The organism is Streptomyces botrytidirepellens (genome assembly GCF_003721215.1).
In the GTDB taxonomy this organism is placed as follows: Bacteria; Actinomycetota; Actinomycetes; order Streptomycetales; family Streptomycetaceae; genus Streptomyces; species Streptomyces himastatinicus.
The window spans coordinates 24,585-48,067 of the sequence record NZ_RIBZ01000066.1; the positions used below are offsets into that span (position 1 = coordinate 24,585).

The following is a 23,483-nucleotide window of genomic DNA, read 5'->3' on the forward strand; positions in this document are numbered from 1 at the left end:
GGTCGTCCGTACCGCTCCCCAGCCGATCTGCGGGCCGTCGCCGGGCCGGGCCGTGCCGCCCGCCGCCACTGCCAGCAGTTGCGCGCCGAGGCACACCCCGAGCACGGGGACCTCGGCCGCCAGCGCGGCCCGTAGCAGTGCCAGTTCGGCGGAGCGGGTCGGAAACGCCGGGGAGTCGTCGTACGCCGCCATGGGTCCGCCCATCACCACCAGCGCCGCCAGTCCGTCCGGCGATTCCGGGACCGGGTCCCCGGCCCAGGTCCGGCAGACCCGCACCGACAACCCGGCCGCCTCCAGTGCGGTGCCGATGGCGTACGGCCCTCGTGCGGCAGGTGCTGGACGATCAGGACGCCTGTCGGGTTCGCCCAGCTCACCGGGTCACGTCCATGAGGTGTAGCCGCCGTCCACGCGGATCGCGGTGATGCCGCTGATGTGCCGGGCCCCGCAGCGGTCCTGGGGCAGGACGAGCTGGGGACCGGCGCGGTCGAGGGAGGTGTCGTCGATGGTGACCGCGAGCAGGACCGGTGCGCGGCCGAAGTCGGGGTCGATCTCCGCCCAGGAGAGGAGGGCGTGGTGGCCGTCTGTTCCGGATACCGCGATCAGGAAGCGCAGGCGGTCCTTGCGGCGGGCGGGGTCGAAGCCGGGGCGGGCGGTGGCCAGCACATCGTGCAGCAGCGGCCCGGTGAAGCGGTGGTGCCGGGTTCCGCTGGTGGCGCACTCGAAGCTGACGTCGGCGTCGTGTTGGGGCCAGGCGAGCAGGTCGGGCGCCGTCAGCCGGGCCGGATGGTTCAGATCGCCGGTGAGCGCCAGTTCCGCCAGCGGGCGGGTGGCCGTACCGGCAGCTGCGAGGGACTGACTCACGGGCTACCACCTCCCGGGTGTACGTACCCGGGCCCTTGTCGGATACAAACGCACATGCCAACCCTGTGGTGCATTGATCTGGCTGTTGCGGCGCTGAAGGAGGCCTTTCCCTCGCATTTGCGACTTCAAGTCGGGTGGCTTCCTGCGGTCTGAGGTTCTTTCAGCCGGGGCGCATCGTGGGCCGGATGGGGGGCGGAGGTCTCGGCGTGGGCCCGGTCGGCGTCCGGACGAGAAATGCTTCAACGCGCCCCTGACAAGTCAAGATTCCCGTGGCACGCTGCCTCTCGCACGTCTATCCGCACCGCTCTTCGTTCCCCCACCCTGTCCGGGCCCACCAGTCCGGGCACGGCAGAAGGAGACATGCGTGAGACGCCATCGCACTGCCGCGGGCATTCTGCTGGCCGTCGGAGCCCTGTTCACCGGGGGTCTGCTCACTCCCGGCGCAGCCAACGCGGCGACCCCCGAACCGGCCTCCGGACCGTCGGCGGCGACCCGCGCCACCTCGACGGCCGAACAGCACAAGGCCCGCACCTTCTGGACCGCCGAGCGGATGCGCTCGGCCACCCCGCTCGATCTGCTGCTGACCCGGAAGGCCGCCAAGCGGCTGAAGACACCCGAGCCCGGTGGGCCGTCGACCGTCGTCGAACCCACGGCCGCTCCCGCCTCCTTCCCGCAGGCCGGTGGCCCATGGACCGGCAGCGGGAACGTGGTCACCACCTCCGGCCGGGTGTTCTTCACGTTCCAGGGGCGTACCGCTTCCTGCACCGGTAATGCTGTGACCAGCCAGAACGCCAGCACCGTCATCACCGCCGGGCACTGTGTGAAGTACCAGGGCAGCTGGCACACCAACTGGGTCTTCGTGCCCGCGTACAACAACGGCAACGCGCCGTACGGCCAGTGGGCCGCGTCCACGACGCTCACCACTCCGCAGTGGGAGGCGAGTGAGGACATGAACTACGACATCGGCGCCGCGGTCGTCGCCCCGCTGAACGGTCAGAAACTCACCTCGGTCGTGGGTGCGCAGGGGCTTCAGTTCAACGGCGGCTACAACAAGCAGATGTACTCGTTCGGCTTCCCCGCCGCCTCGCCGTACGACGGCACGAAGCTCATCTATTGCAGCGGCAACAGCTCGAAGGACTTCCTGCTCACGCAGGACCACGGCCTCGCCTGCAACATGACGGGCGGCTCCAGCGGCGGTCCGTGGTTCACCGGCTTCAGCGAGGCCACCGGCACGGGGTTGCAGGTCTCCGTGAACAGCTTCGGCTACGTCTTCCTGCCGAATCAGATGTTCGGCCCGTACTTCGGTGATGTGGCGAAGGCCCTGTACGACAAGGCCCAGGCGTCCTAGCGAGGTCCGGCGCCTTGCCCGGCTCGAGGGTGCCCTTCCAGTCGTCGGCGAAGCCCCGCCGGGCGGGCTCGGTCGCGTAGGCGCGCAGTGCCCCGGCCAGCGGGACACTGGTCGGGGCCGCTGGGCCTGCCGCCGGCCTTGAACGATCCGGCGCGCGGGACCCGCGCGGATGCGGCGCGGATCTGTGCACGAGGATGGGCACGGCACCCCGGAGCCACGCGTACGCCCCGTACTCGCCCGCACAGACCGACGGAACCCCCGATGACCGATCCCCTCTCCCGGGTCCTGGCCCGCACCGGCCGGACCACCCGCGTCCCCAAGCCGCCACGCGAGCGGGCCTGGAAGGACTTGTCGCCGCTGCTGCGGTTGCTGATCCTGACGCAGCTCGCCTTCAACGTCGGTTTCTACGCCGTGCTGCCGTTCCTCGCCGAACACCTCGGCGCCGCCATCGGCATGGCGGGCTGGTTGGTCGGGTTCGTCCTCGGGCTGCGGACCTTCAGCCAGCAGGGCCTGTTCGTGGTGGGCGGCTGGCTGGTGGACCGGTACGGTGTGCGGCCGGTCGTGCTGGCCGGGTGTGTGCTGCGGATCGCCGGGTTCGCCTGGCTGGGGTACGCGGGGGCGGTCTGGAGTGTGGTCGGCGCGGTGTTGCTGATCGGGTTCGCCGCCGCGCTGTTCTCGCCGGCGGTGGAGTCCGAGGTGGCCCGGCAGGCGGTGATCTGGGAGCAGGGGGGCCGTGGCCCCCGTACGCGGGTGCTGGCCCTGTTCAGCGCGGCGGGGCAGGCCGGGGCCTTCGTCGGACCGCTGCTGGGCGGCTTGTTGCTGGTCGTGGACTTCCGTACCGCGTGCCTCGCCGGGGCGGGGGTGTTCGTCCTCGTCCTGGCCGGGCACGTGCGGCTGATGCCGCAGCACATTCCCGGCCGGATCCGCACCCGGGAGCGGGGCGGGGTGCGCGCGCTGCTGGTGAACCGCCGCTTCCTCGCCCTGTGCTGTGCGTACGGCACCTATCTGCTCGCCTACAACCAGCTCTACCTGGCCCTGCCGGACGAGGTGGAGCGCGCGACGGGTTCGCAGACTCCCCTGTCCTGGCTGTTCGCGCTGTCCTCCCTGCTGGTGGTGTGCGCCCAGCTCCCGGTGACCCGGTGGGCGGGCGACCGGCTTGATCTGCGCCGCTCGATGGCGGGTGGGCTGCTGCTCATCGCGGCCGGTTTCGCGGTGGTGGCCGCCGCGCGCCCGGCAGGGTGGTCGGGTGTCGTGGGGCTGCTGCCCGCGGCGGGGTTCGTCGTCCTGCTCACCCTGGGCCAGATGCTGGTCGTCCCGGCAGCTCGCGCCTGGGTGCCCGACCTCGCCGAGGACGGACGGCTCGGCCTCTACACCGGCGCGTTGTCCTCCGTGTCCGGCCTGATCGTCCTCGTCGGCAGTTCGGCCACCGGCTCCCTGCTCGACCTGGGCCTCCCGGCCGCTGTGCCCTGGCTGGTCCTCGCCGCCGTTCCGGCCCTCGCGGTGGCGCTGCTGCCCCGCCGCGAAGCGTCCTGAACGACCGCCTCGTCAGCTCTGTTCGACGTGGCTGGGTCTGCCGTCCCGATGAGTCAGGCGGCCCCACTCCGGCGGGCGGAAGGTGCCTTGATGGCGTGGGGGATCATGGTGGAGAACTCGACAGCCTGACCGGCCTCGACCCGTAGGGCGCGCTCGCCGAGGATCAGCGCGACGGTTCCCGACACGACGGTGAACCATTCCTTGCCGGGATGGACGCCGAGCTGATCGGCCCCCGTGCAGTCACCATCCGGCTGGACCCCGCAGAGTCCTGGCGCGGGGTGCGACCGGGGTCTGCCAAGTGAAATCCCTTCGCTCCAGAAGAGCAAGGCGGGTGATACTCCACCCCATGAACGAGATCATCTTACGAGCTGCTGAGCCCGATGAGGCAGGAGTGCTCACGGCGCTGACTCGGCGGTCGAAGGGGCACTGGGGTTATCCACAGGCGATGCTGGATCGGATGGCGGAAATGCTGTCGGTCAGCTCCGCCACCATTCGTGACGGGCACGTCGTGGTCGCGGAGCGGGACGGTGTGGTGACGGGCTATTACCAGATCGCAGGCGAACCTCCGCACGGCGAGCTGGCAGACCTGTTCCTCGAACCTGGGGTGATCGGCATGGGGCTGGGGCGGACGCTCTGGGAACACGCCGTCGCCTCGGCCCGCAGCGCGGGCTTTCACACCCTGACCCTGGAATCCGACCCTTACGCCGAAGGGTTCTACCTGCGTATGGGAGCCGAGCGCATTGGCGAACGAGAGGTCGCCCCAGGCCGGGTGCTTCCGGTCTTGAGCGTCACCATCCACACGGCATGACAGCCCCAGGCGGGGGTGGGACGAGTGCTTCACGCTCTCGCCGAGCTGCTCAACGACTTCGCTCCATGGGGAACTGACGATAGGCGAGCTCACCAGTACACGGCCGCACTCGGAGCGGATGTGCCGTGAGTTCCTGCGTGTTTGTCCCACCCTTCACCGGATGTCGGCGCGGGCCACCTTGGCTCGCGTGTCGATGCGTCCGCCGTGCTCGAAGTGGAGGGTGAACGGTACGAGGTCGCCTGCGCGCCACTTCGTCTTCGCTCGTAGCCTCACGTCCAGCCCGTGCGGGGACATGGTGATGCCGTCGCCGACCGGGACGGCGGCGGACGCCACTTTCTGCCCGTACGCCGCTGCCCCGCCGGTCATGCGGTGACGGTTGAGGGTGGGAGCGCCGGCCGCCGCGGGGGAGGTCACCTTCAGCAGCCGGTCGTCCGTGCCGCCGGTGTTGGTGATGCGGAAGAACGCGGCGGTGTCCCAGCCGTCGGCGTACGCGGGGAGGACGCGTCCTTCGGTGATGGCGATCCGTGCCGGGCCGCCCGCCGTGCCGGAGGCGGTCCAGGCGATGAGGCCCCCGAGGGCGAGGCAGCACGCGGTGGCGGGTGCGAGCGCGGCGAAGAGGGTGTCGGCGAGGCGTCGGCAGGTGGGTCGCCAGGGGTGCGCGGTCATCGGTCGGTGGCTCCGGGTTGTCGTCGGGGCGTTGTACACAAGGCATGGCAGCCGTCGTCAGGGGAGCCTTCGGGAGGCCGTCGGCGCGCGCCCGCGGGCGGGCGACGGCTGCCAGGCCCGCAGCCGCAGGCTGTTGGCGACCACCAGCAGGGAGCTGGCCGACATGGCCACCGCGGCCACCATCGGGTTGAGCAGGCCGACCATGGCGAGCGGCACCGTCACCGCGTTGTAGCCGAAGGCCCACAGGAGGTTGGCCCGGATCGTGCCGAGGGTGCGCCGGGCGAGCCGTACCGCGTCCACCAGCGCCTCGATGTCACCGCGTACGAGGGTCACGTCGGCGGCCCCGATGGCGGCGTCCGAGCCTGTGCCCATGGCGATCCCGAGGTCGGCGCCCGCCAGTGCCGCCGCGTCGTTGACGCCGTCGCCGATGACCGCCACGTGGCGGCCCTGTTCCCGCAACTCCCGGACGAGGCGGGCCTTCTCCTCGGGCGTGTGACGCGTGTGGACCTCTTCGATGCCCAGGGCGGCGGCGACGGAGCGGGCCGGGGCTTCCCGGTCGCCGGTGGCGAGGACCGGGCGTACGCCGAGCCGCCGCAGTCGGTGCACGGCCCGGTAGCTGCCGGGGCGCAGGACGTCGCCGACGGCGATGAGGGCCTGCGTCACCCCGTCGACGCGCACCACGACGGGTGTGTGCGCTGCCGTCTCCGCGGCCGCGAGGGCTTCCGTGAGTTCGGTGGGCAGCGCGTCGTCCGGGGCGAGGACTTCGACTCGTCGGTCGTCGACCAGGCCGCGCGCTCCCCGGCCCGCCGTCGCGGCGAAGTCGGTCACCTGGGGCAACGGCGGCTTCGCGGGCAGGGCGTGTTCGGCGTACGCGGCGATCGCCCGGCCCAGCGGATGCTCCGAGCCCCGCTCCACCGCCCCGGCCAGCCGCAGCACCGTCTCCTCCCCCAGCCCGCCCGGCACGGCCGTGACCCGGGCGACGCTCATGTGTCCGGAGGTGAGGGTGCCCGTCTTGTCGAGGACGACGGTGTCGACGTGGCGGAGCGCCTCCAGCGCCCGTGGCCCGCGGACCAGGACGCCGAGCTGGGCCCCGCGGCCGGTGGCGGCCATCAGCGCGGTGGGCGTGGCCAGACCCAGCGCGCACGGACACGCCACGACCAGCACGGCCACGCACGCGGTGATCGCGGCCTGTGGGTCGGCTCCGGCGCCCAGCCAGAACCCGAGCACGGTCACGGCGAGTGTCAGGACGACCGGTACGAACACCCCGGCCACGGTGTCGGCGAGCCGCTGTGCCCGGGCCTTCCCCGCTTGGGCCTCGGTGACCAGGCGTGTGATGCGGGCGAGTTGGGTGTCGGCTGCGACCGCCGTGGCGCGGACCAGCAGGAGTCCGCCCGCGTTGACGGCCCCGCCGACCACGGAGGAGCCGGGCGCGACCTCGACGGGCTCGCTCTCCCCCGTGACCAGCGACAGGTCGACGGCGGAACGGCCCTCCACCACCACGCCGTCGGTGGCCACCCGCTCCCCCGGGCGCACGACGAAGACCTGTCCGGCCGCCAACTCCTCGATGGCGATGCGGCGTTCCGTGCCGTCTTCGCGTACGGACACCTCCTTGGCCGCGAGGTGGGCCAGCGACCGCAGCGCGGCTCCCGTGCCGTGCCGGGCCCGTGCCTCCAGGAAGCGCCCGGTCATCACGAACAGCGGCACGCCGACGGCCGCTTCGAGATAGAGGTGTGCGACGCCGTCCGGGGCTGAGGGCAGGAGGCTGAACGGCATCCGCATCCCGGGCCCGCCCGTGCCGCCGAGGAACAGGGCGTAGGCCGACCAGGAGAAGGAGGCCGCCACGCCGAGCGACACCAGGGTGTCCATGGTCGCCGTCGAGTGCCGCAGCCCGCGCAGTGCTCGTACGTGGAACGGCCACGCGCCCCAGACGGCGACGGGTGCGGTGAGGACGAAGCACAGCCACTGCCAGTTGCGGAACTGCCAGGCGGGCACCATCGACAGCACAAGTACGGGGAGGGCGAGCAGCGCCGTGATCAGGAGCCTTTCGCGCTGCCGGTGTGCGGTGTCGGGGGCGTCGTCAGGGACCTCCTGGCGCGGCTTCGGCAGTGCGGCGGTGTACCCGGCCTGTTGGACCGTGGCGAGGAGTTCCCCGTGCCGGATGTGCGGCGGGTGGCTGACGCGGGCGCTCCCGGTGGCCAGGTTGACGGACGCGGACACGCCGTCCAGCTTGGCGAGCTTCTTCTCGACGCGCCGTACGCAGGCCGCGCAGGTCATTCCGCCGATGGTCAGGTCGGTGGTGACGATGGGCGGCGACGGTTCCGTGGTCATCAGCGGCCGTTCCCGTGGCCCATGTTCCGCATGTCGCCCATGTCCGCGCCGCCGCCACCGTCGCCGCCGCTGCTTGTCGACGTGGCGTGCATGCCGGGTGCGACGGGTCCGGCCTGCACTCCGACGGCGTGCGACACGCCGAAGGCGAGCGCGAGCAGCAGCAGAAAGCCGCACAGGGCGGGCGGTGGCGCCAACCCTCGCGTCCCGTAGGACGACTGCCGAGGTTCTTCCATACCGGTCTCCTGACGTCTTCGAGCCGTACCGGTACAGGGAGTCGGGCCGGAACGGGGTCCAGTTCCCTTGGCTTGTCCGTGGTGTGTGCCACACGGCCTGCCCACCCCGCCGTCCGGTGCGTCCGCGCTGCTGAGACGATGGCGGCGACATGGATGCGGGGCAGGTGCTCAGGACGGTGCGCGCCGCGGTGTTCGCGGTCGTCTGCGTGCTGGCCGCGGCACTGGGGCACATCGTCATGTCGGGGATGCGGGTGCCGACGTCCACCCTGCTGGCCGCGTTGGCGGTCACGGCGGTCGGCGCGTGGTGCTTCACGGGCCGGGAGCGCCGACCGGTGGCGGTCGGCGGGCTCACCGTGGGCACACAGGCGGCGCTGCACACCGTCTTCTCGTTCGGCCAGGCCCTGTCCGGCGGCGGCAGCAGCAGCGAGTCCCGGATGTCACTGTCGCAACAATGGGCCAGGGCCCTGCTGTGCGGACCGGGGCGCGCTCGGCTCTCCGGGAGTGACGCGGCGCGGGTGGCGCGGGACGCCGGGCTGAGCCGCCATCTCCGCGAGGGCGCGGCCCCCGCGATGGCGGGGCACGGCCACCATGGCGGCGGCGGGATGGCCATCGATCGGATGGCCCGGATGCCGCATCCCATGGTGCCGGACGTCATGCACGGCACCATGGCCGGAATGGTCGCCGCGCATCTTCTGGTCGCGCTCCTGAGCGCGTGGTGGCTGTGCGGTGGCGAGCGGGCCGCTTTCCGGCTGGCGCGGGCGGCGGCCATCCGGCTGTTCGCACCGTTGGTCGTCGTCTTCGGTGCCGTGATTCCCGACGCGCCGCCGTCGGCAGGCCCGATGCGGGAGACGTCGCGGCGCACCGCGCGGGAGTTGCTGCTCGCCCATTGCATTTCGCTGCGGGGTCCACCGCCGGGGCCTGCTGTCGGCTGACAGCTGGTGTGTTCCCTGCCAGGGCGTTCCCGGGTGTGTTCATCGCGTCGCGGGGTTGCCGCGCCCTGGCCACCTCTTGTGCCGGTGCCGTGCGACACGGTGGCCGGATCATGTGAAGGACTCCCGATGATGACTCCTGTCCGGATGCCGATGGCATCCGTGCCCGCGTCCGCGCTCCTCGCCCCACGGCGTGCGCGGTCGCGGCAATGTTCCGGGGCGGACGGCCGGCGCGGTGCGGCGGTCGGTTCTGTCCCTCCGCGCGGCGCCGGGGCTGCGCGCTGCGCGACGTCAGAACGCCCGCGGTGGCTGGTCCGGGGCTTCGGCGCCCGGGTCGTCCGGGCCACCCGGGTCGGTGTCCGCGTCCCGCAGGCGCGCGATGTATTCGGTGAGCGCTCGGGCGCGGGCCTCCCACTGCCGACAGGTGGCACACGTGTCGAGGTGGGCGGCCAACTGCTGCGCGGTGATGCCCGGGGGCGGTTCCTCGCCGTCGAGGCGGGCGGAGACGGCCGTTCGGATGAGCGAGCAGTGCATGCGGTCATCCTCCCCGATGTGAGCGGCGCGCGGTGTGGGGAGGGTCGGCATGCGTGATGACGCCACCGTGACGGCATGGGCGCTCGCGGCCCGTGACGGCGACCCGGCCGCCGTCGAGCAGTTCGTCCGCGCAACCCGTGCGGACATCCGCCGCTATGTGGCGCATCTGAGCGGGGATCCGCAGGCGGCGGACGACCTGGTGCAGGACACCTATGTGCGTGCGCTGCGGAGCCTTCCCCGCTTCGAGGGGCGGTCGTCGGCGCGTACGTGGCTGCTGGTGATCGCGCGCCGTGTGGTGGCCGACCGCATCCGGTGGGTGTCGTCCCGTCCCCGGGTCGCCGGAACCGACGACTGGCAGGCGGCCGCGGAACGGAGGCAGCCGTGCGGTGTGCCGGGGTTCGACGAGGGCGTCGCCCTGGGCGAGCTGCTGGCGGGGCTGCCCGCGCCGCAGCGGGACGCGTTCGTGCTCACCCAGTTGCTGGAGCTGTCCTACCTTGAGGCCGCGGCCGTGGCGGACTGCCCGGTGGGCACGATCCGCTCCCGTGTGGCCAGGGCCCGGGAATCCCTGATCGCACAGCTCACCGCTGCGGAGGAAGAACCGGCGGGCGCCATGGCCTGACGCCCCGGGGGTGTGGTGGAGGACGCGGTCGCGCGCCTCCACCACATCCCGACTCCTTCACGGGAGGACAGATCAGGCGGCCGGTTGCCAGCCCAATGCCGGGCCGAGCCTGGTGGCGATGTCGGTGAGGATCTGGACGTAGTCGTCGTGGTCGAAGGTGAACGGCAGCGCGAACGCCACCTCGTCGACCTCCCGGAAGGCGGCGTGGGAGGCGAGCCGTTCGGCGATCTCCTCCGACGTGCCGACGAGGTCGGGAGCGAACATCATGCGCGCCGGTCCCTGGGGCGTGGCGGTCCGCGGCAGCCGCTTGCGGGCGTAAGTCTCGTACTTCGCGCGCTGCTCCGGCGAGGCGGTGTCGGTGGGGATGACGACGAGCCCTTGGGAGACCCGGGCGCGGTCGCCGTCGGGGTGGTGGGCGCGGAAGGTCCGGATGTGCGAGAGCTGGATTTCCGCGAAGTTCTCGGACTCCTCCGCCTTCACGACGCTGCTGGTGAGCAGGTTCATGCCCTGCTCTCCGGCCCACCGGGCCGACCGCAGGCTGCCGCCGCCGTACCACATGCGGCGGCCGAGGCCCGGGGCGTGCGGCTGGACGCGGTCGGAGAACACCTCGAAGCCCTCGACGCCGCTGAAGTCGGTGGCCGGTTCGCCGCGTACGAAGTCCAGGAGTCGTCGTACGCGCTCATGGCTGAAGTCCTCGACATCGGCCGTGTCGGGGTAGAGCGCGTCCTTGACCTGGTCGTAGTGGTTCGGCGGGCCGACGCTGACCCCCGGGTTGAGGCGGCCCCCGGACAGGATGTCGACCGTCGCCAGGTCTTCGGCCAGCCGCAGCGGATTCTCCCATCCCACGGGGATGACGGCCGTGCCCAGCTCGATGCGGCGGGTGCGTTGCGACGCGGCCGCCAGGACGGCGACGGGTGAGGAGATGCCGTATTGCAGGTGCCGGTGGCGCACCCAGGCGCTGTCGAATCCCAGGCGTTCGCCCAGTTCGATGATCTCCAGGGTCGACTCGTGGCCCCGGCGGGGGTCGGCCGCGTCGAACAGCCCGATGGTCAGGAAGCCGAGCTTCGCCAGGGGTTTCGAGGTCTGCGGCGTCTGCTTGTGTGTCCTCATACCGGGTGAGTCTCCAGCACCTCCGCGGTGGCCGGGGTGGGTTCGGGCGCGGCGGCCAGGAGGGCGCTGGTGTAGGGGTGCCGCGGGTTCACGCACACCTCGTCGGCGGGTCCCGTCTCGACGATCCTCCCCCGGTGCATGACCGCGATGCGATGGCTGACCTGCCGTACGACCGCCAGGTCGTGGGCGATGAACAGCAGGGCCAGGCCGAGGTCGCGCTGAAGGTCGGCCAGCAGGTTGACGATCTGGGCCTGTACGGAGACGTCGAGCGCCGAGACGGGTTCGTCGCACAGCAGCACGGAGGGTTCCGGGGCCAGGGCGCGGGCGATGCCGATGCGCTGGCGCTGGCCGCCGGAGAACGCGCGGGGCAGGCGGTCGGCGACGGCCGGGTCAAGGCCGACGAGTTCCAGCAGCTCGGCGACGCGTTGCGCGCGTGCGGCGCGGTCGGGGTGGAGCCCATGGACGCGGAGGGGCTCGCCGATGATGTCGCCCACCGTCATCCGGGGGTTGAGTGAGGCGTACGGGTCCTGGAACACCATCTGCACCTGGCGGCGCAGGGCCCGTAGCGCCGTGCGGGAGGGCCGGGTGACGTCCTCGCCGCGGAGCCGGATCGTGCCGCCGTCGGCCGGGTGGGCGTGGGAGAGGAGCCGGGCCAGGGTGGATTTGCCGGACCCGGATTCTCCGACGATGCCGAGGGTCTCCCCCGCGTGCAGGGTGAGGGAGGCGTCGTCGACGGCGACGAGCGGGGTGTGGCGGCGTCCCCGGAATTCCTTGCGCAGGGCGACGGCCTCCAGCAGCGGTGTGTTCCCTTCGGCGGTGGCGCGGGCACCGCGGTCGGCGGTGGCGCGTGCGTCACGGTCGGCGGTGGCGCGGGCACCGCGGTCGGCGGGCGGGGCCGCCGTGACCGGCTGCGTGTGCTGGTGCCAGCAGGCCACGCCGTCGACCAGGGGTGGCGCCTCGGTCCGGCACTGCTCGTCCGCCGCCGCGCACCGCTGTGCGAACGCGCAGCCGATCAGTGGCAGCGACAGGTCGGGCGGTGCGCCGGGGATGCCGGTGAGCCGGGTGCCGGAGGGGGACGACAGCCGCGGCACGGCGGCCAGCAGCCCCGCGGTGTAGGGGTGCCGGGGGCGGGTGAGGATGCCGGCCGTCGGGCCGTTCTCGACGACCGTTCCGCCGTACATCACCAGCGCGCGGGCGCAGGAGCGGGACACGACGCCCATGTTGTGCGTGATGAGGAGCAGGGCGGTGCCGGTCTTCTGGTTGAGTTCGGCCAGGAGCCGCAGGATCTGCTCCTGCACGGTGGCGTCGAGTGCAGTGGTCGGCTCGTCGGCCACCAGGACATCGGGCTCGCCCGCGAGGGCCGTCGCGATGAGGATGCGCTGGCGCTGGCCTCCGGAGAACTGGTGCGGGTGGTCGTTCAGTCTGCGCCGCGGGTCGGGGATGCCCACCAGGTCGAGCAGTTCCTCGGCGCGGGCCCGGCGGGTGGCGCGGTCGCCGTGGCGGTGGGCGCGCAGTACTTCGTCGAGCTGGGTGCGGATCGAGAGGACGGGGTTGAGGGAGGTCATCGGGTCCTGGAAGATCGTTCCGATCCGGGCGCCGCGCACCGCGCGCAGCTCCTCCTCGGTGGCGGCGGCGAGGTCGGTGCCGTCCAGCAGCACCGATCCGGCCGTGATCCGTCCCGAGCCGGGCAGCATCCGGGTCAGTGCCAGCGCGGTGGTGGACTTTCCGGAGCCGGACTCGCCGACGACGGCGAGGGTTTCGCCGCGCTCCAGGGTGACGTTCACGTCGCGTACGGCGTGGACGGTTCGGCCGTCCGGGGCGCTGAAGTCGACGCTGAGGCCGCGTACGTCCAGCAGGGGCGATGCCAGGGGGGATGTCATCGGCGGACCTCCCGGTTCAGGGCCTCGGACAGCAGCGAGAAACCGAGGACGAGCAGGGTGACGGAGAGCATGGGGCCGGCGGCGAAGAAGGGCGCCTGGGCCAGGTAGGGCAGCGCCTGGCTGAGCAGGCTGCCGAGGGTGGGTTCGGGTGGGCGCACACCGACGCCGAGGAAGCTCATCGCGCCTTCGAGGAAGACGGCGATCGTGAGGGAGAGGGCGAGCTGGACGACCAGCGGGTCGGCGCAGTTGGGCAGGATGTGGCGCAGCAGCAGCCGGGCCCGGCCGGTGCCGCCGACGCGCGCGGCGACGGCGTACTCGCGCTCCCGCTGGACGAGGATGGCGCCGCGCAGTTGCCTGCCGAAGACGGGGATTTCGGCGAGCGCGATGACGACGATCACCGGGAGGCGACCCGGGCCGAGGACCGCGGTGATGGCGAGCGCCAGGATCAGCCCGGGGAAGGCCAGCACCAGGTCGAACAGCCGCTGCGCGACGGTGTCCAGGACCGGGTGTACGGCGGCGAGCAGCGCGAAGGCGCAGCCCAGCAGTGCCCCGAGGGGCACTCCGGTGGCTATCACCTCCAGGTCGGCGCGGATGCCGTACAGCACCCGGCTGAGCAGGTCGCGGCCCAGGTCGTCGGTGCCGAGCAGGTGTCCGGCGCTGCCGGGGGCCAGCAGGGTGTCACCGCTCTGGTCGGTGGGATCGTACGAGGTGAGCAGCGGGGCGAGCAGGCCGCCGAGCACCACCAGGCCGACCAGCAGCAGGCCGATGCGGCCGCGGGTGGTGGTGAGGGCGGTGAGGTAGGGGTGGCGGGCAGCCCGCTTGCGCACGCTTGGTTCGGGTGCGGTGGAGAGCGTGGTCATGGTGGTGTTCACTCCCGGGTCACTCCCACCGGATGCGCGGGTCGAGCAGCGCGTAGACGATGTCGGTCAGCAGTTGGATCAGTACGAACACGGCGACCAGGAGCAGCAGGACGTCCTGGACGACCGGGTAGTCGCGCCGGGTGAGGGCCTGGTCGGCGAGTTGGCCGAGGCCCGGCCAGGCGAAGATGGCCTCCACCAGGACGGCGCCGCCGAGGAGCTGGCCGGTCTGGATGCCGAGCAGGGTGACGACGGGTGGCAGGGCGTTGGGGAGCGCGTGCCGCCACAGCAGTCTGCGGCGCGGGACTCCGGCCGCGGTGGCGGTGCGGATGTAGTCCTCGCCGAGGGCGCGTTCCAGGCTGTCCTTCACATAGCGGCCCAGTACGGCCGCGCTGGGCAGGGCCAGGCACAGCGAGGGCAGCAGCAGGTATTGCAGCTCCAGGTCGGGCGCCTCGAGGAGCCCGACGCGGCCGCCGGACGGCAGCACGACGAACTGCACCGCGAGGACCAGCACCAGCACCACGCCCGTCACGAACGGTGGCACCGCAAGGGCGGCGGTGGTGAGCGCCCGTACGGCCGCCCGCACCGCGGGGCGCCGGGAGGTGGCGCCGAGCACGCCGAGCAGCAGGCCCAGGGCCACGGTGAAGAACAGGGCGCCCGCGGTGAGTTCGGCGGTGGCCGCGAATCCGTCGCCGATCAGGTCCGCCACTTCGCCGCCGATGGCGTACGACGGGCCCAGCTCGCCCGCGACCAGATCGCCGATCCAGGCCACGTACTGCGTCAGCATCGGCTGGTCGAGGCCGAGTTGGTGGCGGATGGCCGCGACGGACTCGGGCGAGGCGTCGGGCCCGGCGAGCGCGTCGGCGGCGTCGCCGGGGACGAGCCGGAGGATCGCGAAGATCAGGAAGGAGGCGAGGAGGAGGACCAGCAGCGCCGAGGGGATCTTCTTCAGGAGGTAGCCACGCATGGTCAGTCCAGGTAGGCGTTGTCGAGGTTGAGGTACACGTATTTGCTGAGCGTCGGCCCGTGCAGCCGCTTCGACGCCACCTGCACCGCGTCCTCGATGGCGAGGTCGATGATGAATGCCTGGTCGAGCAGCAGGTCGGAGACGCGTCGGTAGAGGGCGTTGGCGGCGGCGCCGTCGGCGTGCTTGTGCCGCCAGGCCGCTTGGACGGCCTCGGTGTACTCCGCGGAGCGGAAGTGCGAGGTGTTCCTGGCCTCGTTGAAGGGGTAGGCGCTGATGGCGAGCGTGGAGGGGTGGACCTGCGAGAAGGCGTGGGTGTTGATCCACAGCGTCGGCATCGTGCCGGAGATCAGCTGTTTCTGGAACACGGCCGGGTCGGTGGGTTCCAGCCGGGTCCTGATGCCGACCTCCTTCAGGTCGTTCTGCACGATCTCGGCGATGGTGGTGTGCGCCGATGTGGTGGGGTGGCCCAGCGGAAGGGTCTGCTTCGTGGACACCCCGGAGGATTTCAGCAGCTCACGGGCCTTGGACGGGTTGTGGGTGTAGTGGGTGCGGTACGCCTCGCTGTGCGCGGGCGAGGACCTGGGCCAGGGCGCCGCCGAGGCGAGGCCGTAGCCGCCGAGCGCCTGCGAGACGATCCGGTCCCGGTCCACGGCCCAGGCGATGGCCTGCCGGAAGGTCTTGTTGTCGGCCGGTGCCTTGGTGACGGTCGCGCCGACGTACATGGCGCCGGTGCCGGTGTCGTACTGCTTGACGCTGAAGCTCGCGCCGATCTTGAGCGTGGCCAGGTACTTGCCCGGTACGTGGTACGACAGCTGCGCCTGGCCCGAGCGCAGTGCGGACAGCAGGGCGTCCGGCTGGGTGTAGACGCGGAGTTCGACGGCGTCGAGATAAGGGCGGTCCGGGATCCAGTACCTGTCGTTGCGTACGAGGCTCAGGCCCACCCCCGGCCTTCGGCTGACGAAGGTGAAGGGGCCGGTGCCGTTGAGCTTCTTGCCCGCCAGCGCGTCGTCGATCGTGTGCCGATCCGCGATGATCATGAACTCGAAGAGGTCGAAGAGGTTGCTCACCGGGTGGGCGAGTCTCAGGACCAGCTCATGGTCGCCACGTTTCTCGAACCCGGTCACCGCCTCGGCGGTGGCGGTGAGTTGGGACGACCGCTCCGGCTTCCACAGGTTCTTGACGGCGAAGATGACGTCGTCCGCGGTGAACGGGCGGCCGTCGTGGTACGTCACGTCGTCGCGCAGCGTGAGCGTGATGCTCCGGCCGTCGGCGGCGTACTGCCACGACGTGGCCAGCTCCGGCTGGGGCCGCAGCCGGTCGTCGTAGCGGATCAGGGTGTTGTAGATCAGCCGGTTCTGGAGCGACTGGTCGGCCTGGGTGAACAGCAGGGAGGGCTCGAAGTCCTCGTTGACCGCGACCGTGAGCGTCCCGCCGCGCTGGGGTCCGTCCGCCGATCCGCCGACCGCGGAGACGGCGGAACGGCAACCGGTCACCGCACCGCCCGCCCCGAGCAGCAGGGCACCGGAACCGGCGGCACGCAGGGCGGTGCGCCGGGACAGCGGGTCCGCAGGCGGGAGAGGGGGTGTGTGCATGAGGGAAGACCCATTCTTTTCGCTTCGGAGGAAGGTAATCGGGGACGGGCGGGGGCGCGCGGCAGTGCACGGGCCGCGGGGCAGCCGCGTGACGAGGAAGGACAGTCGGGTGATGCGCCGTGAGGTGGTCCGTAGCGCCGGACACGGAGCGGCGGTGGCTCAGCGGTGGCGGATCAGCGGTGCGTCAGCGGCGCGTGGCGACGGGCCGTCAGCGGCGCACGTGGCGACGGGCCGTCAGCGGCGCACGTGGCGACGGGCCGTCAGCGGCGCACGTGGCGACGGGCCGTCAGCGGCGCACGTGGCGACGGGCAGCACAGATCGCGCTGGCCTGCCGACAGAGATCGANAGCACAGATCGCGCTGGCCTGCCGACAGAGATCGACATGCCAGCGGGACACGAGGCGCAGGTCCGGGGGCACGCGCAGCAGAATGGCAGCGGTTCCGCACGAAGGTCAACAACGCTGTGACCAGGGCGTCTTGCCGGTCCTACGGGAGCATTGCGGCCGTATTGCCGAAACCTTGCGGCGGGCGTGTGAGCAGCGGATTCCGTACGACCGTGGCAGCTGCGTGACGAAATACAAGAAGGGCCGTCGGTCCAGCATGTGGGACCACGGCCCTGTGTTGCAGGGGCGTGAAGCCGACCGGGGAAGCCTTGACCGGCCCTCAGGACACTGCCCAAGCTCTTGGACGTGACCGCGATGAATCTCCGCGTTCCGCGGCCTTGTGCGGGCCGGGGGCGCCCCGCCCGCACCGGGTGTGCGTGTCGCTGACCGCCCCCTCTCTCTTCTCCCCAGCGAGCCCGCTTGCGCGTTTCCCCCGCGCCGCACGGATTTCCTCCGCTCCGACAGCAACGAAAACAAGCCGCCACTCACCCGGCGAAGGGACCCTCCACCATGACGTTCACCGCACCCGCCGCGACCACCACCCTCACCGTCGAGAAGATCGGCGGGCGCATCGGGGCCGTGATCTCCGGAGTGCGGCTCGGCGGCGACCTGGACGAGGCCACCGTGGCCGCGGTCCGCGCCGCCGCGCTCGAGCACAAGGTCGTGTTCTTCCGCGACCAGCACCACCTGGACGCCGAGAGCCACGAGGCGTTCGGCAGGCTCCTCGGCGAGCCCGTCGCGCACCCCACCGTGCCCTCCGCCGACGGCCGCTACGCGTTCCCCATCGACAACGAACACGGCGGGCGCGCCAACCAGTGGCACACCGACGTCACGTTCGTCCCCGCGTATCCGGCGTTCTCGATCCTGCGCGCCGAGGTCATCCCGCCCTACGGCGGCAACACCCTCTGGTCCAACACCGCCGCCGCCTACGCCCATCTCCCCGAGCCGCTGCGGGTGCTGGCGGACAGCCTGCGCGGTGTGCACACCAACGACTACGACTACGCCGCCACCCGCCCCGACGCGTCGGCCGCGGCGCTGGAGCGGCACCTCACGGTGTTCACCGCCATCAAGTTCCAGACCGAGCACCCGGTGGTGCGCGTCCACCCCGAGACGGGGGAACGCACCCTGATCCTGGGGAACTTCGTGCAGAAGCTCAGCGGTTTCAACGGCCGCGACTCGCGCGCCCTCATCGATGTCCTCCAGTCGCACATCGAGCGTCCGGAGAACACGATCCGCTGGCAGTGGCGCGCCGGTGACGTCGCCATCTGGGACAACCGCGCTACCCAGCACTACGGCGTCGACGACTCCGACGCCCACGAGCGCACCCTGCGCCGCGTCACCATCGACGGCGACGTCCCGGTCGGGGTGGACGGCCGCCGCTCGGTGCTGCTCGCGCCGGAGTCCGTCCCCGAGCCCGCCTATGGCATCGCCTCGGGTGCCTCCACCGATGGGGTGGACGCACAGGCCTGATCCGGCGATGACCCGCGGCGGACCGGCCACACCTCTTCATCTGGTCCGCCGCGCCTCATCCGCTTACTTGGTGTCGACTCGTCCGAGCGGGTCGGGGCCGGCCGTCAGGGCGTCACTCGCCACCTTCCAGGCCGGGCCCCCGGGGTACAGCTCGGTACGGAGGTAGGCCCAGGTGAGCCGCTGGACCGCGGACACGCGCTCGAGGTTCTCGTCCGTGGTTTCGGCGACGTCATATCCGGCGACCCCGCCGAGCCCGTGCTCCGCGTCGAACAGCGTGAGCAGGGACTTGGGGCCCGGGGAGAGGACGTACGGATCGGTGTGCCAGTCCGGGCCCATGACCGTCAGGTGGCCGGAGGCGTCCTTGTCTCCGGCCACCACGAGCGCGGGTGTCGTCATCGTGGAGAAGTCCGTGGTCAGGAAGAACGGCATGGTCTCGGCCACGGACTGGGTGAGGGCGTCGCCGCCTCGGCCGGGCGCGGCAAGCAGGACACCCGCCTTGATACGGGGCTCGGCCAGGTTCACTTCCCGGCCGTCGTGCGGATCGGTGAGCCGGGCGCCGAGGAGCAGGCTCGCGGTGTGGCCGCCCATCGAGTGTCCGGCCACGGCGACCCTGCTGTGGTCCAGTCGCCCGAGGAGGTGCGGGACGGCCGACTCGATCGCGTCTAGCTGGTCGAGGATGCGCTTCATGTCCTCGGCCCGTGACCGCCAGAACAGGGGTGCCCCGGGGGTCTCGGGATCGAGGCGCAGTGTCCTGGAGCTCAGATGGGTGGGCTGGATGACGACGAAGCCGTGCGCCGCCCAGAAGTTGGCGAGGGGCGCGTAGCCGTTCAGCGAGGAGAGGTGGTTCGAGTAGCCGTGGCCGTGTGAGAGGAGGATGACCGGCAGATCGCTCCCGGTCAGGGGCGCCGAAACGCGCATCTCCAGGTCCACGGCCCGGTCGGGCGCGGGCAGCACGACCGGGCTGACCGAGAGCACGGGAGCGGGCGTGCCGAAGGTGTCGGCGGTGTACGTCGGTTCACTCATGATGCGGGTTTCCCTTCCCTGCAGAAGCGTCCTGCTGCGGCCGAACCGAAAGCGGAACGTTGTTCCGATTAATATACGGAGCGATGTTCCGTTTCGTCAAAGGGTGTCGGAGCGCACGCAGTTCCAGGCGGGGAAGGCGTTGGGCGGCGCCGAGGACACTGAAGAAGAAGGCTTTGGAAGCCGCCCGGGACATGGGCATGACCGCCTCCGGCGACTCCGCACCGCCCGCGGCGGAGGGGAAGGCCGCGCACGGCACGAAGCTTGCCGCGGGTCCGTCTCCGAGCGCGTGAAGCAGGGGACTCCTGGCCCATCGTCGCCGTCGGCCGGATGGTCGGAGCGCTCGGTGGGAACCCCCGATCCGGCCCAAACCCCCCGCGGGCCACGATCATCTTATCGAGTTAATACTGACGGCTCCCCCGGCCGATCGGGCGCACCGGCAACTACCGTTTCCCGGGTCTGCGCGGATACCCGGATGTCTGCCCCCCTCCTTTCCTCTTTTCCGGTGACGCGCGTGCGCGCGAGGCCACCGCCGTTTACGAAGGAGAGCTCGCCCGATGACTGTTGGTACCAGCCCGGAAGCACCCATGGAACCGCCTCGGCAGTCCAGCCTGGGCACGGCGGCTGCCCGCAACCTTGCCACCACGACCAAGTCCGCGCCGCAGATGCAGGGGATCACCTCCCGCTGGCTGCTGCGGACGCTCCCCTGGGTCGAGGTCAAGGGCGGCACCTACCGGGTGAACCGTCGGCTGACCTACACCGTCGGGGACGGGCGCGTGGAGTTCGTCCAGGACGGTGCCACCGTCCGGGTGATCCCCCGCGAACTCGGCGAACTGGCCCTGCTGCGTGGCTTCGAGGACGTGGAGGTGCTCACCGCGATCGCCGACCGCTGCGTCCAGCGCGACTTCCGTGCCGGTGAGACGCTGGTCGAACGCAGCACGCCCGCCGAGCAGTTCCACATGATCGCTCACGGCCGCGTCAGCCAGACCACGGTCGGCAAGTACGGCAACGAGACCGCCGTCGCCGTACTCGCCGACGGCGACCGGTTCGGCGAGAACGCCCTGCTGGACGCGGACGCCCGGTGGGACTGCACCGCCACCGCCGAGACGTCCGGCACCCTGCTCACCCTGTCCCGCGCCGACTTCGACGCCGTGCTCTCCACGGCGCCGGGCCTCCAGGCCCACGTCCGGGAGTTCCGCTCGCTCGCCGGCCGGCAGCAGAACCGCCGAGGGGAGGCCGAGATCGCCTTGGCGGCCGGGCACACCGGGGAACTCGCGCTGCCCGGTACGTTCGTCGACTACGAGCTGAAGCCCCGCGAGTACGAACTCTCCGTCGCCCAGACCGTTCTGCGGATCCACACCAGGGTCGCCGACCTCTACAACGATCCGATGGACCAGACCGAGGAGCAGCTCAGGCTCGTCATCGAGGCGCTGCGTGAGCGCCAGGAGCACGAGCTGATCAACAACCGGGAGTTCGGCCTGCTCCACAACGCAGACTTCAAGCAGCGCATCCAGACCCACTCCGGCCCGCCCACCCCGGACGACCTCGACGAGCTGCTCTGCCGCCGCCGTGGCTCCAAGTTCTTCCTCGCCCACCCCCGGACGATCGCGGCGATCGGGCGGGAGTTCAACTCCCGCGGGCTCTATCCGACCCACGTCGATCTCGGCGGGCAGCAGGTCCCGGCCTGGCGCGGCGTCCCGATCCTGCCCTGCAACAAGATTCCCATCACCAAGGAGAACACCAGCTCGGTCCTGGTCATGCGCACCGGCGAGGACAACCAGGGCGTCGTCGGCCTGCGTCAGACGGGTCTGCCGGAGGAGTACGAACCGGGCCTGTCGGTGCGCTTCATGGGGATCGACGAGAAGGCGATCATCTCCTACCTCGTCAGCGCCTACTACTCCGCCGCCATTCTGGTGCCGGACGCCCTCGGCGTGCTGGAGAACGTGCAGATCGCCCGTAGCCGCGATTAGGGGGTGTCTCACCGATCATGCCGGGCTCCCGACGCCTGGCACGGCACCTCGCGGCCCCGCGCTCGTCGCACGCAGCGCCTCCCCCAGGTACCGCTGGGAGGTGTCCCCTGCGCTCTCCTCACACGGGTTGCGAGCTTCCCCCAGCTACCGCTGGGAGGTGTCCCCCGCGCCAGACGCCGCTCGCTGATCCGGCCTGACCGACACGCACACCCCCTAGCACCTCCCCTGCCGGACGGCCACCCACCCCACCGAGGAGCCATGGATGTCTGCGCCTGAGTTTTCCCCTCCGCCTTCCCTGCCCGCCCCGCCGCCCGCCGACGTCGCTCCCGTCGAGGTGCGCAGCGCGCGCGTCGGCCTGGAGCGGATCCTGCGTGGCCCCAGCGGGCTGGGCACGGCGAGCCTGCACCCGGCCGCCCGGCGCGAGGAGCCCCGTACGCCGCCGACGCCACCGGAGGCGCCCGCGGAGGGCAGCCCGGTCCCGGGCCTCTACCACCACCCGGTGCCGGAGCCCGATCCCGGGCGGGTGGAGGAGGTCAGCCGCAGGATCAAGGCCTGGGCGCTGGACGAGGTCGATCTGTATCCCGAGGACTGGGAGGACCAGTTCGACGGCTTCTCCGTGGGGCGCTACATGGTCGCCTGCCATCCGGACGCCCCCACCGTCGACCACTTGATGCTCGCCACCCGCATGATGGTCGCCGAGAACGCGGTGGACGACTGCTACTGCGAGGACCACGGCGGCTCGCCCATCGGCCTCGGCGGGCGCCTGCTGCTGGCGCACACCGCCCTCGACCCGCTGCACACGGCGAAGGAGTACCAGCCGCAGTGGGCGGAGTCGCTCCACTCGGACGCGCCCCGGCGCGCCTACCGCTCCGCCATGGAGTACTTCGTCCGCGAGGCCAGCGCCTCCCAGGCCGACCGGCTCCGGCACGACATGGCGCGGCTGCACATGGGGTACCTCGCCGAGGCCGCGTGGGCGCAGACGGACCACGTGCCCGAGGTGTGGGAATACCTGGTGATGCGCCAGTTCAACAACTTCCGGCCGTGCCCGACCATCACCGACACCGTCGGCGGCTACGAACTCCCGGCGGACCTGCACGCCCAGCCCGCAATGCAGCGGGTCATCGCGCTCGCCGGGAACGCCACCACCATCGTGAACGACCTGTACTCGTACACCAAGGAACTCGCCAGCCCCGGCCGGCACCTCAACCTGCCCGTGGTGATCGCGGAACGCGAGGGCGTCTCCGAGCGGGAGGCCTATCTGAAGGCGGTCGAGGTGCACAACGACCTCATGCACGACTTCGAGGCCGAAGCCGCGGCCCTGGCCGCCGCCTGCCCCGTCCCGACCGTGCAGCGCTTTCTGCGCGGCGTGGCGGTGTGGGTCGACGGCAACCACTACTGGCACCAGACCAATACCTACCGCTACAGCCTGCCCGACTTCTGGTAAGAGGAATGGACTTATCGATGACCAGCACCGATTTCACCGCCGCCCCCTCCATGTTCATCCCCGCCCCGGTGACGCCCTACCAGGGGGACATCGCCCGCTACTGGGATCGCGAGGCCAGGCCCGTGAACCTGCGCCTCGGCGATGTGGACGGCCTGTACCACCACCACTACGGCATCGGCGACGTCGACCACGCCGCCCTCGGCGATGTCGAGGCCGGTGATTACGAGAAGAGGCTGATCGCCGAGTTGCACCGGCTGGAGTCGGCGCAGGCCGAACTCCTCCTGGACCACCTCGGCCCCATTGAGCGCGACGACACGCTCGTGGACGCCGGATGCGGCCGCGGCGGCTCGATGGTCATGGCCCACCAGCGCTTCGGGTGCACGGTGGAGGGCGTCACGCTGTCGGCCAAGCAGGCCGACTTCGCCAACGGGCGTGCCCGTGAACTCGGCATCGAGGACCATGTCCGCGCCCGTGTCTGCAACATGCTCCGGACGCCGTTCGAGACCGGGCAGGCCGCGGCCTCGTGGAACAACGAGTCGAGCATGTACGTGGACCTGCACGACCTGTTCGCGGAGCACTCCCGCGTCCTCGCGGTCGGCGGCCGCTACGTGACCATCACCGGCTGTTGGAACCCGCGGTACGGCCAGCCGTCGAAGTGGGTGTCCCAGATCAACGCGCACTTCGAGTGCAACATCCACTCCCGCCGGGAGTACCTGCGCGCCATGGCCGACAATCGCCTCGTACCGCAGGCCGTCATCGACCTCACGCCCGCGACCCTGCCCTACTGGGAGCTGCGGGCCACGTCCTCGCTGGTCACCGGCATTGAGGAAGCGTTCATCAACTCGTACAAGGATGGCTCCTTCCAGTACCTCCTGATCGCAGCCGACCGCGTCTGACCGCCTCCCCGCGGAAGGGGGCCGGGCCCGTCCCCG

At 71.4% G+C, this 23,483-nt stretch carries 22 protein-coding genes and 1 pseudogene; 9 read left to right on the top strand and 14 right to left on the bottom strand.

What is annotated here, in order from left to right:
• Positions 1-99: 99 nt before the first annotated feature.
• A pseudogene (locus tag EEJ42_RS52505) lies at positions 100-276 on the bottom strand (methyltransferase type 11); the annotation flags it as partial.
• 102 nt (positions 277-378) lie between these two features.
• Positions 379-861 (bottom strand): molybdopterin-dependent oxidoreductase, encoded by a 483-nt coding sequence (locus tag EEJ42_RS04920; RefSeq protein ID WP_123098768.1) that lies wholly within the window; start codon positions 859-861, stop codon positions 379-381.
• Between the two features lie 364 nt (positions 862-1,225).
• Between EEJ42_RS04920 and EEJ42_RS04925 the strand changes: the two genes are divergently transcribed.
• On the top strand, positions 1,226-2,209 hold the full coding sequence (locus tag EEJ42_RS04925) for a trypsin-like serine peptidase (protein WP_123098769.1): 984 nt from the start codon (positions 1,226-1,228) through the stop codon (positions 2,207-2,209).
• 261 nt (positions 2,210-2,470) lie between these two features.
• Positions 2,471-3,742, top strand: coding sequence for an MDR family MFS transporter (locus tag EEJ42_RS04930; RefSeq protein ID WP_123098770.1), 1,272 nt, complete (start codon positions 2,471-2,473; stop codon positions 3,740-3,742).
• Positions 3,743-3,795: 53 nt separating this feature from the next.
• Here the strand turns inward: EEJ42_RS04930 and EEJ42_RS54500 are convergent, their stop codons facing one another.
• Positions 3,796-4,068: a cupin domain-containing protein gene (locus EEJ42_RS54500; protein WP_123098771.1), complete on the bottom strand. Its 273-nt coding sequence runs from the start codon at positions 4,066-4,068 to the stop codon at positions 3,796-3,798.
• A 20-nt stretch (positions 4,069-4,088) separates the two neighbouring features.
• Between EEJ42_RS54500 and EEJ42_RS04940 the strand changes: the two genes are divergently transcribed.
• Positions 4,089-4,550: a GNAT family N-acetyltransferase gene (locus EEJ42_RS04940; protein WP_148081852.1), complete on the top strand. Its 462-nt coding sequence runs from the start codon at positions 4,089-4,091 to the stop codon at positions 4,548-4,550.
• A gap of 153 nt (positions 4,551-4,703) precedes the next feature.
• On the opposite strand, the gene EEJ42_RS04945 is transcribed toward EEJ42_RS04940, so the two are convergent.
• From EEJ42_RS04945 to EEJ42_RS04955, 3 genes are read right to left on the bottom strand one after another with little or no spacing between them, the layout of a single operon-like run.
• Positions 4,704-5,216 (bottom strand): copper chaperone PCu(A)C, encoded by a 513-nt coding sequence (locus EEJ42_RS04945; protein WP_123098773.1) that lies wholly within the window; start codon positions 5,214-5,216, stop codon positions 4,704-4,706.
• A gap of 57 nt (positions 5,217-5,273) precedes the next feature.
• Positions 5,274-7,544 carry a heavy metal translocating P-type ATPase gene (locus EEJ42_RS04950; protein ID WP_123098774.1) on the bottom strand — a complete coding sequence of 757 codons (2,271 nt, stop codon included), beginning with the start codon at positions 7,542-7,544 and terminating at the stop codon, positions 5,274-5,276.
• The gene (locus EEJ42_RS04955) at positions 7,544-7,777 is read right to left on the bottom strand and encodes a hypothetical protein (protein WP_123098775.1); all 234 of its coding nucleotides are present in this window, start codon (positions 7,775-7,777) and stop codon (positions 7,544-7,546) included. The genes EEJ42_RS04950 and EEJ42_RS04955 overlap by 1 nt, the downstream gene beginning before the upstream one ends.
• Before the next feature lie 149 nt (positions 7,778-7,926).
• Between EEJ42_RS04955 and EEJ42_RS04960 the strand changes: the two genes are divergently transcribed.
• A complete protein-coding gene (locus tag EEJ42_RS04960; protein WP_123098776.1) occupies positions 7,927-8,709 on the top strand; it encodes a PE-PGRS family protein in 783 nt (260 codons plus the stop codon).
• Positions 8,710-8,997: 288 nt separating this feature from the next.
• Here EEJ42_RS04960 and EEJ42_RS04965 read toward each other — a convergent pair whose 3' ends face one another.
• The gene (locus EEJ42_RS04965; RefSeq protein WP_123098777.1) at positions 8,998-9,240 is read right to left on the bottom strand and encodes a zf-HC2 domain-containing protein; all 243 of its coding nucleotides are present in this window, start codon (positions 9,238-9,240) and stop codon (positions 8,998-9,000) included.
• A gap of 49 nt (positions 9,241-9,289) precedes the next feature.
• Between EEJ42_RS04965 and EEJ42_RS04970 the strand changes: the two genes are divergently transcribed.
• Positions 9,290-9,859, top strand: a complete 570-nt coding sequence (locus tag EEJ42_RS04970; protein WP_123098778.1) for a sigma-70 family RNA polymerase sigma factor — start codon at positions 9,290-9,292, stop codon at positions 9,857-9,859.
• Positions 9,860-9,931: 72 nt separating this feature from the next.
• Here the strand turns inward: EEJ42_RS04970 and EEJ42_RS04975 are convergent, their stop codons facing one another.
• The 6 genes from EEJ42_RS04975 to EEJ42_RS54505 all read right to left on the bottom strand — a co-directional run bounded on the left by EEJ42_RS04975 (position 9,932) and on the right by EEJ42_RS54505 (position 16,683).
• Positions 9,932-10,969: an LLM class flavin-dependent oxidoreductase gene (locus tag EEJ42_RS04975; RefSeq protein WP_123098779.1), complete on the bottom strand. Its 1,038-nt coding sequence runs from the start codon at positions 10,967-10,969 to the stop codon at positions 9,932-9,934.
• Positions 10,966-12,849 carry an ABC transporter ATP-binding protein gene (locus tag EEJ42_RS04980; RefSeq protein ID WP_123098780.1) on the bottom strand — a complete coding sequence of 628 codons (1,884 nt, stop codon included), beginning with the start codon at positions 12,847-12,849 and terminating at the stop codon, positions 10,966-10,968. The genes EEJ42_RS04975 and EEJ42_RS04980 overlap by 4 nt, the downstream gene beginning before the upstream one ends.
• Complete coding sequence (locus tag EEJ42_RS04985) at positions 12,846-13,709, bottom strand: ABC transporter permease (protein WP_123098789.1); 864 nt, start codon at positions 13,707-13,709, stop codon at positions 12,846-12,848. The genes EEJ42_RS04980 and EEJ42_RS04985 overlap by 4 nt, the downstream gene beginning before the upstream one ends.
• 19 nt (positions 13,710-13,728) lie before the next feature.
• The gene (locus EEJ42_RS04990) at positions 13,729-14,673 is read right to left on the bottom strand and encodes an ABC transporter permease (RefSeq protein WP_123098781.1); all 945 of its coding nucleotides are present in this window, start codon (positions 14,671-14,673) and stop codon (positions 13,729-13,731) included.
• Between the two features lie 2 nt (positions 14,674-14,675).
• A complete protein-coding gene (locus EEJ42_RS04995; protein ID WP_123098782.1) occupies positions 14,676-16,265 on the bottom strand; it encodes an ABC transporter substrate-binding protein in 1,590 nt (529 codons plus the stop codon).
• A gap of 286 nt (positions 16,266-16,551) precedes the next feature.
• A complete protein-coding gene (locus tag EEJ42_RS54505) occupies positions 16,552-16,683 on the bottom strand; it encodes a putative leader peptide (protein ID WP_425472848.1) in 132 nt (43 codons plus the stop codon).
• Positions 16,684-17,157: 474 nt separating this feature from the next.
• Here EEJ42_RS54505 and EEJ42_RS05000 point away from each other — a divergent pair, with 474 nt between their 5' ends.
• On the top strand, positions 17,158-18,117 hold the full coding sequence (locus EEJ42_RS05000; RefSeq protein WP_123098783.1) for a TauD/TfdA dioxygenase family protein: 960 nt from the start codon (positions 17,158-17,160) through the stop codon (positions 18,115-18,117).
• A gap of 63 nt (positions 18,118-18,180) precedes the next feature.
• On the opposite strand, the gene EEJ42_RS05005 is transcribed toward EEJ42_RS05000, so the two are convergent.
• Positions 18,181-19,140: an alpha/beta hydrolase family protein gene (locus EEJ42_RS05005; RefSeq protein ID WP_123098784.1), complete on the bottom strand. Its 960-nt coding sequence runs from the start codon at positions 19,138-19,140 to the stop codon at positions 18,181-18,183.
• 554 nt (positions 19,141-19,694) lie between these two features.
• Between EEJ42_RS05005 and EEJ42_RS05010 the strand changes: the two genes are divergently transcribed.
• The 3 genes from EEJ42_RS05010 to EEJ42_RS05025 all read left to right on the top strand — a co-directional run bounded on the left by EEJ42_RS05010 (position 19,695) and on the right by EEJ42_RS05025 (position 23,447).
• Complete coding sequence (locus EEJ42_RS05010) at positions 19,695-21,107, top strand: family 2B encapsulin nanocompartment shell protein (protein WP_123098785.1); 1,413 nt, start codon at positions 19,695-19,697, stop codon at positions 21,105-21,107.
• A 262-nt stretch (positions 21,108-21,369) separates the two neighbouring features.
• On the top strand, positions 21,370-22,551 hold the full coding sequence (locus EEJ42_RS05020; RefSeq protein WP_425472849.1) for a family 2 encapsulin nanocompartment cargo protein terpene cyclase: 1,182 nt from the start codon (positions 21,370-21,372) through the stop codon (positions 22,549-22,551).
• A gap of 17 nt (positions 22,552-22,568) precedes the next feature.
• Complete coding sequence (locus tag EEJ42_RS05025) at positions 22,569-23,447, top strand: geranyl diphosphate 2-C-methyltransferase (protein WP_123098786.1); 879 nt, start codon at positions 22,569-22,571, stop codon at positions 23,445-23,447.
• Positions 23,448-23,483: the final 36 nt, after the last annotated feature.

Excerpts from the sequence above, each read along its gene's own strand:
- EEJ42_RS04930 (WP_123098770.1), top strand. The coding sequence starts at position 2,471 with ATGACCGATCCCCTCTCCCGGGTCCTGGCCCGCACCGGCCGGACCACC.
- EEJ42_RS04940 (WP_148081852.1), top strand. The coding sequence starts at position 4,089 with ATGAACGAGATCATCTTACGAGCTGCTGAGCCCGATGAGGCAGGAGTG.
- EEJ42_RS04945 (WP_123098773.1), bottom strand. The coding sequence starts at position 5,216 with ATGACCGCGCACCCCTGGCGACCCACCTGCCGACGCCTCGCCGACACC.
- EEJ42_RS04950 (WP_123098774.1), bottom strand. The coding sequence starts at position 7,544 with ATGACCACGGAACCGTCGCCGCCCATCGTCACCACCGACCTGACCATC.
- EEJ42_RS04955 (WP_123098775.1), bottom strand. The coding sequence starts at position 7,777 with ATGGAAGAACCTCGGCAGTCGTCCTACGGGACGCGAGGGTTGGCGCCA.
- EEJ42_RS04960 (WP_123098776.1), top strand. The coding sequence starts at position 7,927 with ATGGATGCGGGGCAGGTGCTCAGGACGGTGCGCGCCGCGGTGTTCGCG.
- EEJ42_RS04965 (WP_123098777.1), bottom strand. The coding sequence starts at position 9,240 with ATGCACTGCTCGCTCATCCGAACGGCCGTCTCCGCCCGCCTCGACGGC.
- EEJ42_RS04970 (WP_123098778.1), top strand. The coding sequence starts at position 9,290 with ATGCGTGATGACGCCACCGTGACGGCATGGGCGCTCGCGGCCCGTGAC.
- EEJ42_RS04975 (WP_123098779.1), bottom strand. The coding sequence starts at position 10,969 with ATGAGGACACACAAGCAGACGCCGCAGACCTCGAAACCCCTGGCGAAG.
- EEJ42_RS04980 (WP_123098780.1), bottom strand. The coding sequence starts at position 12,849 with ATGACATCCCCCCTGGCATCGCCCCTGCTGGACGTACGCGGCCTCAGC.
- EEJ42_RS04985 (WP_123098789.1), bottom strand. The coding sequence starts at position 13,709 with ATGACCACGCTCTCCACCGCACCCGAACCAAGCGTGCGCAAGCGGGCT.
- EEJ42_RS04990 (WP_123098781.1), bottom strand. The coding sequence starts at position 14,673 with ATGCGTGGCTACCTCCTGAAGAAGATCCCCTCGGCGCTGCTGGTCCTC.
- EEJ42_RS04995 (WP_123098782.1), bottom strand. The coding sequence starts at position 16,265 with ATGCACACACCCCCTCTCCCGCCTGCGGACCCGCTGTCCCGGCGCACC.
- EEJ42_RS05000 (WP_123098783.1), top strand. The coding sequence starts at position 17,158 with ATGACGTTCACCGCACCCGCCGCGACCACCACCCTCACCGTCGAGAAG.
- EEJ42_RS05005 (WP_123098784.1), bottom strand. The coding sequence starts at position 19,140 with ATGAGTGAACCGACGTACACCGCCGACACCTTCGGCACGCCCGCTCCC.
- EEJ42_RS05010 (WP_123098785.1), top strand. The coding sequence starts at position 19,695 with ATGACTGTTGGTACCAGCCCGGAAGCACCCATGGAACCGCCTCGGCAG.
- EEJ42_RS05020 (WP_425472849.1), top strand. The coding sequence starts at position 21,370 with ATGTCTGCGCCTGAGTTTTCCCCTCCGCCTTCCCTGCCCGCCCCGCCG.
- EEJ42_RS05025 (WP_123098786.1), top strand. The coding sequence starts at position 22,569 with ATGACCAGCACCGATTTCACCGCCGCCCCCTCCATGTTCATCCCCGCC.